Origin of the sequence: Corallococcus macrosporus (genome assembly GCF_017302985.1) — a bacterium.
In the GTDB taxonomy this organism is placed as follows: Bacteria; Myxococcota; Myxococcia; order Myxococcales; family Myxococcaceae; genus Corallococcus; species Corallococcus macrosporus_A.
This window is the reverse complement of sequence record NZ_JAFIMU010000007.1, coordinates 602,261-614,945: the sequence shown is the minus strand read 5'-3', so window position 1 is coordinate 614,945 and position 12,685 is coordinate 602,261. Positions and strand designations below refer to the sequence as shown.

Sequence of the window (12,685 nt, the reverse complement as noted above, 5' to 3'; positions counted from 1 at the left end):
CCTATTGCTTTCCCGGTTGCGAAAGCGTCTTGGCTTCCTGCGCCCGTGGCTTGGACAGCATGTCTCCCCAGTTCGTCCGCTGCTCCATCTCGGCCTGCATCGGTTCCGGCACGACGGGCTGGCCGCGGCGGACCTCCCAGCCTCCGCCCAGCGCCTTGTAGAGGGCGACCAGGTTCGTGGCGATGGACGAGCTCGTCTGGGTCAGGTTGTTCTGCTGTTCCAGGAGCGAGCGTTGCGCGTCCAGCACGCGCTGGTAGTCCACGGCGCCCTCCCGGTACTGCACCACCGCGAGCTCCACCGACCGCTGCGCGGCCTTCACGGCGGCCTGCTGGAACGCCAAGGCCTTCTGGGCACTGACGAACCCTGACAGCGAGTCCTCCACCTCCTGGCCCGCCTTGAGCACCGTGTTGCGGTAGTTGACCAGCAATTGCTGGAACCGCGCGTCCTCGACACGCACCCCGTTCTTCAGGCGGCCGTAGTTCAGGAAGGGAAAGACGATGCGGGGGCCCACCGAATAGACCAGGCTGCCCAGGGAGAAGAGGTTGCCGGAGGACGTGCCTGCGGTGCTCGCCTGCAGCCCGATGGTCCCGAAGAGGGAGAAGCTCGGGTAGAGCTCCGCCTCGGCGATCCCGATCCGCGCGCACTGCGCGGCGGCGAAGAGCTCCGCGCTGCGGACATCCGGGCGCCGCCGCAGGATTTCAGCCGGCATGCCCACCGCCACCGTCGCGGGCGCCATGGGGATCCGCTTGGGCCCCGCCAGCAAGGCGTCCACGGCGCCCGTGGGCTGGCCCAGCAGCGTGCTCAGGGCATTGCGCGCCTGCTCCAACCCACCTTCCAGCTGCGGGATGGTGGCCCGGGTGCTCTCCAGCAGGGTCGCGGCCTGCGTCATGTCGAGCTCCGAAGTGGCGCCACTGCTGAAGCGCGCCTCGGCGATCCCGAAGCCCTCCTCCTGGATGCGGACGTTCTGCCGCGCCTGCTCGATGAGCACCTCGTACGTCCGCACCAGCACGTAGGTCCGCGCGACCTCCGCGGTGAGTGACACGACCGAGGATTGGTAGTCCGCCACGGACGCGAGCAGATTGGCGGTTCCCGACTCCACGCCCCGCCGGTACTTGCCCCAGAAGTCCACCTCCCACAGCGCGTCGAAGCCCAGCTGGTATTCCAGGAAGTGGCGGTCGATGTCGCCGAGGTTGGCCGCGTCGAACAGATTGGACGCGGCGGAGTTCTCACTGCGGCCCACCGCGGCGGCGCTGCCGGTGGCCACCTGCACCTGCGGGTACTGCCGGCCGGTGAGGATGGCCAACTGGGCGCGCGCCTCGACAATCCTCAGCCCCGCGACCTGCAGCGGCAGGTTCTGCCGCCAGGCGGTCTCGACGAGGCGATCGAGTGTCGGATCCCCAAACGACTTCCACCATTGGGTGTCGACCTCGGCCTGCTTCGCGAGCCGGGGGTCGTCCTGGGTGCGCCACTCCTTGGCGATCGCGGTCTCGGGCCTCTTGAAGTCGGGGCCTACCGTGCACCCGGAGAGCGCGGATAGGACGCCGAGCAGCGGCAATGTGTAGACGATGGGGCCGAACCCCGGCTTCATCCCCTGCATGGTGTTGTTCGTCCCCCGCATCCGAGACACCTCGATGGCTGGGAGGGTCCGCACTGCGCGGAGCGCGCGGAAGTACGAGCCACCTGGATGCCCCGGGGGACGGCCCGCGATGTCCTTTCCGCAATGCGAGACACCGGCCCGGGGGCGACGTGGATGCCGTCGGCCCGACAAGGTGGGTGTCTTCCGTTGGGCGCCTTCGGCAGGCGGGCGCGTCTCCCCCGGGTACGCATTGCGCTTGCCGTTGGGGCGCACGACCCTGAGTCCATGGCCCAGGACACCCATTCAGAGCCCCTGAAGCGCAAGGACTATGACAAGGAGCTTCGCAAGCTCCAGGCCCGGCTCTGCCAGCTCCAGGACTGGGTCAAGCAGGAGGGGATGCGCGTCATCGTGGTCTTCGAAGGGCGGGACGCCGCGGGGAAGGGGGGCACGATTCGCGCCATCACGGAGCGGGTGAGCCCCCGGGTGTTTCGCGTGGTGGCCCTCCCGGCCCCTTCAAGCCGGGAGAAGTCACAGCTGTACCTGCAGCGATACGTGCCGCATTTCCCCGCGGCGGGCGAAATCGTGATCTTCGATCGCAGTTGGTACAACCGGGCCGGGGTGGAGCCCGTGATGGGCTTCTGCACCTCCGAGGAGCACGAGCGCTTCCTGCAGGGGTGTCCCGTCTTCGAGAAGTACATGGTCGAGAGCGGGATCCTCCTGCTGAAGATCTGGCTCGAGGTCGGCAAGGCGGAGCAGGACCGGCGGTTCGCGGCGCGGATCGACGACCCCCTGCGGCAGTGGAAGCTGAGCCCGATGGACCTCGAGTCCTGGACGCGCTGGTACGACTACTCCCGGGCGCGGGACCAGATGCTGGCCGCGACGGACACGCCGCATGCGCCCTGGCACATCCTGCGCTCCGACAACAAGAAGAAGGCGCGGCTCAACTGCATCCGCTTCCTGCTGGAGAAGATTCCCCACGAACAGGTGAAGCGTCCCAAGGTGAAGCTGCCCCATCGCTCCACGAAGGGCGAGTACGACGACGACGCGTCGCTCCGGGGGAAGAACTTCATTCCGGAGAGGTATTGAGCAGGGCGGCGGGGTCCGTCACCACGAGGTCCGCGCCGTGGCGGCGCAGCCCGGCGGGCTGTCCCACCCGGTCGACGCCGATGACATAGGCGAAGTGGGCCGCCCGTGCGGCCGCGACGCCGGCGGGCGAGTCCTCGAAGACGACCGCCTCCTCGGCGCTGGCACCGAGAGCCCGGACGGCCGCGAGGTAGAGCTCCGGAGGCGGCGTGGCGTCCAGCCGCGCGTCGAAGAGCTCCGGGAGGCCCGCGGACTGGAGCAGCTCCGCGCCGTGCCTGCTCGTGGAGACGGCCGCGGTCCGGAGTCCCGCGGCGCGCGCCGCCTGGACGTAGCGGACCGTCCCCTCATACGTCTCCACGCGCTCCTGCCGGAGCAGCTCCACCAGGACTTCACCCTTGCGGTCGTTCAGCGCGTGGACCGTGCCCTCCGGCAATTCGATGCCGCGCGCGTCGAGGAACGCGTGGATGCCCTCCAGGGGCGGCTTGCCGTCGAAGTAGCGGCTGTAGTCGCGCACCAGGTCGAAGGGGATGAAGGGCTGCCGCGAGGACCGCGCCCGCTGCCGCAGGTAGTAGTCGCACAGCTGCTTCCAGGCCCGGGCGTGGAGGCTGGCGGTCTGGGTGAGGACACCATCCAGACCGAAGAGGCAGGCGCGCGCGCGCGGCGGCAGGCCCAGCTTCGTCCGGGCGAGGGGCGGCTGGCCCAGGATGAAGGTGTCGACCGCGTGGGCGAAGCCCTCCTCCTCGTTGGTGCGCGTGACGTGGCGTGAGAGGCCCTGGACCTCGGGGCTGGCGTTGCCCATGGCGATGCCCATGCCGGCGATGCTCAACATGGGCAGGTCGTTGGCCATGTCCCCGATGGCCGCGATCTGCTCGAGCGGAAGCCCCAGCAGGCGTGAGGCCTCGCGCACGACCATGCCCTTGTTCGCTTCGGGGTGCGTGACGTCGAGGTAGTACGACGTCGAGCGCGCCGCGGAGGCCTCCGCCCCCAGGCGCAGGGCGAGCTCGGCCTCACAGCGCTGGACCCGCGCCGTGTCCTCGCTCACCCCGACGAGCTTGATGGCGGCGTCGAGCACGCCGTGCAGGTCCGCGACGACGATCGGGTCGAACCCGACGTTGCTCTTCTCCCGAGCCACGCGGAAGGCCTCGGGGGCGCGGAGGAACCAGTCCACCCCCTGGTATACCCAGACATCCAGGCCCGCCTGGAGCATGAAGTCGACGGCCTGTCTGGCAATGGCGGGCGGCAGGATCCGCTGTGCCAGCACCGTCGTGAGGTCGGGTTTGACGTACATGCCGCCGTTGAACGCCGCCAGGGGCGCGGTGAGCTTCAGCGGGGCCACCAACCCTGCCATCCCGCGCGGCGGCCGCCCGCTCGTGAGGGTGAACTGGATGCCGCTGGCGCGCAGCCGGGCGACGGCCTCGCAGGTTCGCGGCGTGAGGACCTTGTCCCGCGTCACCATGGTCCCGTCGACGTCCGCGATGAGCAACTTGATGGTCATGGCTGCCTCCGCCCGCCCGCTCGTCGCCGCCATGTCCGCACGCCGGGCCTCGCCTGTGACAGTGGGGGCTGGGAGCAGGATGCGCACCCTGCTGCCTGGCGCTCAAAGGCAGACCCGTTGCCGAGCGCCCCACCGGCAGTTGTCGGAGCACCGGGACGCGCTCAGGTTTTCGTCCGAGGGATGGGAGGAACACATGCCGACGACGCCAGGGCTCGGTGAAACCGCGAGAGCCATCATTGCTGACGGAATGGGCATCCTGGCGGCGGACGAGACGGTCTCCACGATCACGAAGCGCCTGACCGCGCGCGCCATCGAGTCGACCGCGGACAGCCGCCGCGCCTACCGGGAGCTGCTCTTCAGTACACCCGGCATCGCCGAGTTCATCGGCGGTGTCATCATGCAGGACGAGACGATTCGTCAGGACAGCGCGGAGGGCATCCCGCTGGTCGACCTGCTGGCGGGCCGAGGCATCATCCCCGGCATCAAGGTCGACGCCGGCGTCCGCCCCCTGGCCGGCGCGCCGGGAGAGTTCGTCACGGAAGGGCTCGACGGGCTCCGCGAGCGGCTGGAGGAGTACCGCGAGCTGGGGGCGCGGTTCGCCAAGTGGCGCGCGGTCTTCACCATCCGCGACGGGCGGCCCAGCGCACCGTGCATCCACGCGAACGCGCACGCGCTCGCGCGCTACGCCGCGCTCTGCCAGGAGCAGGGCCTGGTGCCCATCGTGGAGCCCGAGGTCCTGATGGAGGGCGCGCACGCGCTCGAGCGGTGCGAGGACGTGACGGGGCGCGTGCTGCAGGCGGTCTTCAACGAGCTCTTCGCCGCGCGGGTGTCCCTGGAAGGGATGTTGCTCAAGCCGAACATGATCACCGCGGGCCACGGCTCCGCGAGGCAGGCCTCCGTGGAGGAGGTGGCGGAGGCGACGCTGCGCGTCCTGACGCGCCATGTGCCGCCCGCGGTCCCTGGAATCGTCTTCCTGTCCGGCGGACAGGACCCGGTCCTGGCCACGGAACACCTCAACGCCATCAACGCGCTGGAAGGCCCGAAGCCCTGGACGCTGAGCTTCTCCTACGGACGCGCGCTGCAGGACGAAGCGCTCGAAGCCTGGGCGGGCCGGAGCGAGCAGGTGCCCGCCGCCCAGCGCATGTTCCACCACCGCGCCTGGTGCGACAGCGCGGCGGCCCTGGGCACGTACAGCGAGGACATGGAGGGCGAAGCGGGCTTCGCCCGGGCCATGGAGCCGTTCTCCATCCACGGCCCGTCCGACTCAACTCTCCACACCCACCACTGATGGGAGGCATGTCATGGCACACCCCGAAGGGACGGAAGCGTCGGAGTATGGGCCGCCGTTGTCGGCCAGGGAGCACGGCCAGGGACCCTACGTTCCAGGCCGCGAGCAGACCCGGGGCGGGGGACCGCTCACCGCCAGGGAAGTGGAGTTGATGAACGCGTACTGGCGGGCGTGCAACTACCTGGCGGTGGGGATGATCTACCTCCAGGACAACCCGCTGCTGCGCCGGCCCCTGACGCCGAAGGACGTGAAGCACCGGCTGCTCGGCCACTGGGGCGCGAGCCCGGCGCTCTCGTTCACCTGGGTCCACCTGAACCGGCTCATCGTCGAGCAGAACCTCGACGTCATCTTCGTGGCCGGGCCGGGCCACGGTGCCCCGGGCGTGCTCGGGCCCGCGTACCTGGAGGGCACCTATTCGGAGGTCTATCCGGACAAGAGCATGGACGCGGAGGGGATGCGGAGGTTCTTCAAGCAGTTCTCCTTCCCCGGCCACATCGGCAGCCACGTTACCCCGGAGACGCCGGGCTCCATCCACGAAGGCGGCGAGCTGGGCTACAGCCTGTCGCACGCGTATGGCATGGCCTTCGACAACCCCGACCTCATCGTCGCCTGCGTCGTGGGTGACGGCGAAGCGGAGACGGGGCCGCTCGCGACGGCCTGGCACTCGAACAAGTTCCTCAACCCCGTGCGGGATGGCGCCGTGCTGCCCATCCTGAACCTCAACGGGTACAAGATCGCCAACCCGACCATCCTCTCCCGCATCAGCCAGGAGGAGCTGGAGTCCCTGTTCGTCGGCTACGGCTACAAGCCCTACTTCGTCGAGGGCAGCGACCCGGTTGAGATGCACCAGAAGATGGCGGAGACCCTGGAGCGTGCCGTCGAGGAGATCCGCGCCCTGCAGAAGAAGGCGCGGCTGACGGACACCCCGACGCGTCCGCGCTGGCCCATGATCGTCCTGCGCTCGCCCAAGGGCTGGACCGGCCCCAAGGAGCTGGACGGCCACAAGCTGGAGGGCTCCTGGCGCTCACACCAGGTCCCCTTCGGCGACGTGCGCAACAACCCGGGGCACCTGAAGGCGCTCGAGGACTGGATGCGCAGCTACCGGCCCGAGGAGCTGTTCGACGCGGAGGGACGGCTGATGCCGGAGCTCCGGTCGCTCGCGCCCAAGGGGAACCGGCGGATGAGCGCGAACCCCCACGCCAACGGCGGTCTGCTTCGCAAGGCGCTCAAGATGCCCGACTTCCGAGACTACGCGGTCAAGGTCGGCTCGCGCGGCACCACGCTGCATGAGAACACGAAGCCGCTCGGCGAGTTCCTGCGCGACATCATGCGTGACAACCCGACGCGCTTCCGCGTCTTCGGCCCGGACGAGACCGCCTCCAACCGGCTCCAGGCCCTCTACGAGGTGAGCGGGAAGACCTGGATGGCCAACCTGTCGCCGCAGGACGAAGACGGGGGCTTCCTCGCGAGGGACGGCCGCGTCATGGAGATGCTGTCGGAGCACACGCTGCTCGGGTGGCTCGAAGGGTACCTGCTCACGGGGCGCCACGGCTTCTTCCACACGTATGAGGCGTTCGCCCACGTCATCGACTCCATGTTCAACCAGCACGCCAAGTGGTTGGACATCAGCAAGAACCACGTGAAATGGCGGGCGCCCGTCGCGTCGGAGAACATCCTGCTGTCCTCCACGGTGTGGCGTCAGGACCACAACGGGTTCTCCCATCAGGACCCGGGCTTCATCGACCTGGTGACGAACAAGTCCGGCACGGTCACGCGCATCTACCTGCCGCCGGACGCCAACACGCTGCTGGTGGTGGCGGACCAGTGCCTGCGCAGCACCGACTGCGTCAACGTCATCGTCGCGGACAAGCAGAAGCACCTGCAGTTCACCAGCATCGACGAGGCCGTCGCCCACTGCGCCAAGGGGATCGGCATCTGGAAGCGGGCCAGCACGGACGAGGACGCGGAGCCGGACGTCATCATGGCCTGCTGCGGCGACGTCGCGACGCAGGAGGCCCTGGCCGCCGCCTCCATCCTGCGCGCGCGCGCACCGAACCTGAAGCTGCGCTTCATCAACGTCGTGGACCTGTTCAAGCTCCAGTCGTCAGCGGATCATCCGCACGGGTCCACCCAGCGAGAGATCCAGAGCCTGTTCCCGCCGGGCAAGCCCATCATCTTCAGCTTCCACGGCTATGCGTCGCTCATCCACAAGCTGGCCTATCGCTTCATCGACCACGAAGACCTGCACGTGCACGGCTACCGGGAGAAGGGCAACATCAACACGCCCTTCGAGCTGGCGATCCTCAACGAGACGTCCCGCTTCCACCTGGTCATCGACGTCATCGACCGCGTGCCGGGGCTGTCCGTGAAGGCCGGGCACCTGAAGGAGGAGATGAAGAACGCCATCCTCGACAACCTGGCCTACGCGCACGAGCACGGCCGGGACCGGCCTGAAATCGCGGACTGGACCTGGCCGGACTGACGGGACGCTCACGCATGGCGCAGCGGGGCGCCATGCGTGAGCCTTCGCGCTACGGCCCCAGGACGACGCGGAAGATCTTCTCGTTGCTGTTGTTGGGGATGCTGTCCTTGTCACCCTGGTTGGTGGTGGTCAGCCACAGGTTGCCGTCGAGCGTCGGCTCGACGGTGCGCAGCCGGCCGTAGGTGCCCACGAAGAACTGCTGCACGTTGGTCAGGCTGGTGCCGCTGATGACCTCGCGGTAGAGGCGCGTGCCGCGGGCGCAGGCCACGTAGAGGACGTCACGGACCACCGCGATGCCGGAGCAGGAGCCCTCCGCCGTGGAGTAGGTCTGCTTCGGCGCGATGTACCCGGCCGTCGCGCAGCCGGAGCCGCCCTGGGACACGGTCCCCTCGCAGTTGGGCCAGCCGTAGTTGCCGCCCTTCTGGATGAGGTTGGTCTCGTCCATCACGGAGTTGCCGAACTCCTGTTCCCAGAGGCGGCCCTGGGAGTCGAAGGCCAGCCCCTGCGGGTTGCGGTGGCCGTAGCTCCAGACGTAGTTGCCGAAGGGGTTGTCGGACGGCACGGTGCCGTCCGCGTTGAGCCGCAGCACCTTGCCAGCCAGGTTGTTGAGGTCCTGCGCGTAGGCGCCGTTCTGCGCATCGCCCGTGGACGCGTAGAGCTTGCCGTCCGGCCCGAAGCGCAGGCGCCCGCCGTTGTGGAACTTGTTGCGGCCGATGCCCTGGAGCAGCACCTGGAGCGACGCGGTGTTGAGGGCGCCGTTCTCATACCGCAGGCGCACGATGCGGTTGTCGGTGGGCGAGGTGTGCATCACGTACAGCCACCGGTCGGTGGAGAAGGTGGGGGAGAGGGCCAGCCCCATCAGGCCGCCTTCGCCGTCGGTGCTCTGCACGTTGGGGACGGTGCCCACGGACGTCTTCTGGCCCGTCGCCGGATCCAACCGGACGATGTCCTGCGCGTCCCGGCGGCCGTACAGCACGGAGCCGTCCGGCAGGTTCACCAGGCCCCACGGGATGTCCGTGTCGGTGGCCACCTGGGTGACGGAGCAGACGGGGTTCGCGCAGGCCTGACCGGTGGTGACCGTCGTGGACGCGCTCTGGGCGGACGCGTTGCCCTGGGCATCCCGCGCGAGCACGGCGTAGGCGTAGGCCGTGTTCGGGGACAGGCCGCTGTCGACGAAGGTCCTCCCGGGCGGCGAGCCGGACGACGTGCCAATCTTCACGCCTCCCCGGAACACGTCGTACGCGGTGACGCCCACGTTGTCGGTGGACGCGCTCCACGTCACGGTCACGCTGGTGCCGGAGGCGGTGGCGGTGACGCCGGTCGGGACGGTGGGGGCCTGCGTGTCCACCTGGCACGGCGGCGGGGTGATGGAGAGCGTGGCGCTGCCCTGGGAGACATTGCCCGCCGCGTCCCGCGCATTCACATACAGGCCCCAGGTGGCGCCGGGGACCACGGTCAGCCCGGTGGACACGACCGCGCCGGAGACGGACTTCATGAGCTGGCCGTCGTGGTAGACGTCATAGAAGGCGACGCCCTCGTTGTCCGTGGACGGCGACCAGGACAGCGTGGCCGTGTTGCACGTCACGTTGGACAGCGTGAGCCCCGTGGGTACGGTGGGCGCCTGGGTGTCGGGCGGCAGCGACCACCGCTGGTTCGTCTGGCCATTGCAGGTCCAGAGGATGACCTTCGAGCTGTTCGCGGTGGCCTGGCCGGACACGTCGAGGCACAGCGAGGTCGCCGTGTGCACGACCGCGCCGTTGGTGTTGCGGACCCACCGCTGGTTCGCCGTCCCATCGCAGAGGACGCTGACCGCGCGTGCTCCGGAGCTGGACGTCTCCGGCTGGATGCACCGGGCGCCGTCGAATGCGCGCAGCTCGCCCTCGGGCGTGAACAGGAACCGTTGGTTCACCTGGCCGTTGCAGTCGTAGATGTGGAGCTCGGTCCCCGGCGTCTGGGTGTTCCCAGCCACGTCGAGGCAGCGGCCGGACTGCACGCCGATGAGCCGCGTGCCCGCGGTCACGGAGGCGTCCTGCGTCTGGAACTCGGGGTCGTTCTCCGGCTTTCCTTCACAACCAACAGCGACGGCGACCAGGAGTCCGGCCACCAGGTGACGAACGTGCATTGAGCTGCTCCTTTGCTTCCGTCTCTTTCACGGAATTCAAGGTGCTCCTCAAGTGAACTCTCTGGCACGCACCGTCGGGTGTTGAGCCCTCATCAGCTCGCGTCTCCCAGCCTCTGCGCGCGCAGCCGGCGCAGCCGGCGGTTGCTGATCAGCAGCCCGTCGATTCCACCGGAGGCCGCGCGCGTGAACGTGACCGCGCCGAGCGAGCCCACGAAGCGTTCACCGTCCACGGCATCCAGTATGACTTCATCCCTGCGGGGCCAGCGGATCGCCAGCTTGCCGTCCACGACGCGCACCGCGTAGGTCGTGTCGAGCTCGTCGCTGCGGTACTTCCCCTCGAACGTCGCCAGCGCCGGGCCCGTGGGCACGGGCGCGCTCAGGCGGATGAACTTCCGCGTCGTCGGCCAGAAGTCCTGGATGCTCAGCTCGCGTGGGGCATTGGCCTTCGGTGTGGAGAAGCGCCACTGGTGCATCGACTCGCCCGGACGGAACGCGCCGTTGCCAATGGGCACGAAGGCCGTGGGCACGCCGACCTGTCGCAGCGCTCCGTCCTTGAACTCCAGCCGCACCACTTCATCCGTCTGGGGGCCCCAGTAGTTGCCGGCCAGCTCCGCCAGCTTCGCCTCCGCGAACTTCACGGCCGGGGGCATCACGTCCTTCAGGTGCCTGCCCAGGTAGACGTCGGCCACCTTCCGCGCGAGCTCTCCGGCGTCGATGTTGCCGCCGTTGCACAGCGTCACGATGGACAGACGGTGGTCCGGGAAGAGGAGCGCTTCCGCGCGGTAGCCACCTTCCATGCCGTCGTGGCTCACCATGCGCAGGCCGCGATACCCCTCCAGTCTCAGGCCCCCGCCGTAGCCGGTGACGGTGCCGTCGTTCAGCCTGCCGGAGGTCCGCATCAGCGTGACCAGTGCCTGTCCACCGACGCGCCCGTCGAGCAGGTTCTGTTCCCACTTCAGCAGGTCGCCGACCGTGGTGAACAGGTTGCTTGAGCCGTAGTGGTCGGTGTTGGGGACGCTGAGCCGCCAGCCGCCGCCTTCGCGCGGGCCGTAGCCCCACGCGCGCCGGGGCACGAGCTCCGAGTGGTCATCGCGGAAGTGGGTGTCGGTCATTCCGAGCGGCTTGAAGATCCGCTCGTCGGTGAACGCCCGCAGCGACTGGCCGGAGACGCGCCGCACGATGATTCCCAGCAGCGTGTACGCGGCATTGCCGTACAGGACCTCCGAGCCCGGCTCGAAGTTCACGCCGCGTTGCCGGCTGAGCGCCCAGAGGATGTCCGCTTCGGTGTAGACGTCATCGCCGCGCCAGCCGGCCAGGTTCAGCAACTGTCCCTGTTCGCGCAGGCCGTTGGTGTGGTGCATCAGGTGCGCGACGGTGATTGTCTTTGCGTAGGCAGGAAGCTCCGGCAGGTGCTTGCGGATGTCGTCGTCCAGCGAGAGCTTGCCCTCCTGCGCCAGCAGCCCGATGGAGAACGCGGTGAACTGCTTGGCGATGGACGCGATGAGGAAGACGGACCGGAGCGTTATGGAGACGTCGTCCTCCAGGTCCGACATGCCGTAGCCGCGCGCGTAGTCCAGTGTGCCCTCATGGGAGATGCCCACGGCGCAGCCGGGCGTGGTCTTGCCGCTCCAGGGCGCGAAGAGTGCATCCACCTGTGCATGGCGGTCCTTGGGTAGGGTGTCCGCGGCGAGGGCGGGAGCGCCCGTGAGGCCAAGGAACAGGAACGACGACACGAGCAACCGACGCGGCATGGGGCGCTTTCCAGTCGAAGGGGACGTGGGCGGCACGGTGCCTGTGCTGGCCTCGCGCCGGGAAAGCGTTCAGCCGGTGGGAACGTGCCTGCGGTGAACGGGCACCCGCGTGCGGCGAACGGCCCTCAGACGGCGGTGAAGAGGTCCCTGGCCACCAGCAGCATCGCGTCGGCCTCGCGGAGCTGGAAGGTCCTGTCCGTGAGCCGGGCGGACTCGATGCGGTCCAGCCGCAGGATGCGGATGGCCTCACGGAAATGGTCCCAGACGAGCAGGTACCAGGCGGGCCACGCCAGCATCAGGTAGTGGGGCTCCACGACCCGCGTGGTCCGCTCCCTCGCGCTCCGGTAGACGACCTCGATGGCGCGCTGCTCGAAGAAGCCGTCCTGCACGAGCCCCAGCACCGCCGGACGCGGATTCTCCCAGGTGTCCGAGACCCGCTGCGACGCGAGGGGTCCGTGGAGGATGCGGCGCCGCAGCCGGTTGATGCGGCTGCGCTCCTCCGGAGGGAAGGCCATCGCGATCTTCTGCCGCAGCCCCTTCAAACTCGACAGGAGCAGGGGCGAGCGCATGCGCTCACCAATCGCCAGCGCCAGGAGCAGGTCGAGCGCCTCGCGGTGGTTGAGCTGGAGCCGTCCCAGGCCCATGCGCGCTGGCACCCGGACCCCGCCACCGCGTCCCCGCTCCGCTTCGATGGGAACCCCGCGCGCCGCGAGCCGCGCCATGTCCCTGCGCAGGGTGCGCAGGCTGACGCCCAATTCCGCCGCGAGCCCCGGGCCGTTCCAGCTCCGCTGGGAGGCGAGCAGGCCCAGGAGCCGGTCCAGGCGCTCGCTGACGTTCTCGTGGGGTGCCTTCTTCAAAGGTGCCACAGGCTGTCACCATTTCGCGGAC

The 12,685-nt window shown here is 69.0% G+C and carries 8 protein-coding genes; 3 read left to right on the top strand and 5 right to left on the bottom strand.

The features are described from left to right. Window position 1: 1 nt before the first annotated feature. Window positions 2–1,618 (bottom strand): efflux transporter outer membrane subunit, encoded by a 1,617-nt coding sequence (locus JYK02_RS14765; RefSeq protein WP_207051560.1) that lies wholly within the window; start codon window positions 1,616–1,618, stop codon window positions 2–4. Window positions 1,619–1,861: 243 nt separating this feature from the next. On the opposite strand from JYK02_RS14765, the gene ppk2 reads away from it, so the two are divergent. Further along, the gene (gene ppk2, locus JYK02_RS14760; RefSeq protein WP_207051559.1) at window positions 1,862–2,662 is read left to right on the top strand and encodes a polyphosphate kinase 2; all 801 of its coding nucleotides are present in this window, start codon (window positions 1,862–1,864) and stop codon (window positions 2,660–2,662) included. On the opposite strand, the gene JYK02_RS14755 is transcribed toward ppk2, so the two are convergent. Further along, window positions 2,643–4,154, bottom strand: coding sequence for a Cof-type HAD-IIB family hydrolase (locus JYK02_RS14755; protein WP_242588750.1), 1,512 nt, complete (start codon window positions 4,152–4,154; stop codon window positions 2,643–2,645). The genes ppk2 and JYK02_RS14755 overlap by 20 nt on opposite strands. Window positions 4,155–4,347: 193 nt before the next feature. Here JYK02_RS14755 and JYK02_RS14750 point away from each other — a divergent pair, with 193 nt between their 5' ends. Continuing rightward, complete coding sequence (locus JYK02_RS14750) at window positions 4,348–5,442, top strand: class I fructose-bisphosphate aldolase (RefSeq protein WP_207051557.1); 1,095 nt, start codon at window positions 4,348–4,350, stop codon at window positions 5,440–5,442. A gap of 13 nt (window positions 5,443–5,455) precedes the next feature. After that, a complete protein-coding gene (locus JYK02_RS14745) occupies window positions 5,456–7,924 on the top strand; it encodes a phosphoketolase family protein (RefSeq protein WP_207051556.1) in 2,469 nt (822 codons plus the stop codon). A gap of 49 nt (window positions 7,925–7,973) precedes the next feature. On the opposite strand, the gene JYK02_RS14740 is transcribed toward JYK02_RS14745, so the two are convergent. From JYK02_RS14740 to JYK02_RS14730, 3 genes are all read right to left on the bottom strand, one after another. Beyond that, window positions 7,974–10,046 (bottom strand): lectin, encoded by a 2,073-nt coding sequence (locus JYK02_RS14740; RefSeq protein WP_207051555.1) that lies wholly within the window; start codon window positions 10,044–10,046, stop codon window positions 7,974–7,976. A gap of 92 nt (window positions 10,047–10,138) precedes the next feature. Beyond that, on the bottom strand, window positions 10,139–11,797 hold the full coding sequence (locus tag JYK02_RS14735) for a serine hydrolase domain-containing protein (protein WP_207051554.1): 1,659 nt from the start codon (window positions 11,795–11,797) through the stop codon (window positions 10,139–10,141). 125 nt (window positions 11,798–11,922) lie between these two features. Next, window positions 11,923–12,663: a helix-turn-helix transcriptional regulator gene (locus JYK02_RS14730; protein WP_347402500.1), complete on the bottom strand. Its 741-nt coding sequence runs from the start codon at window positions 12,661–12,663 to the stop codon at window positions 11,923–11,925. Window positions 12,664–12,685: the final 22 nt, after the last annotated feature.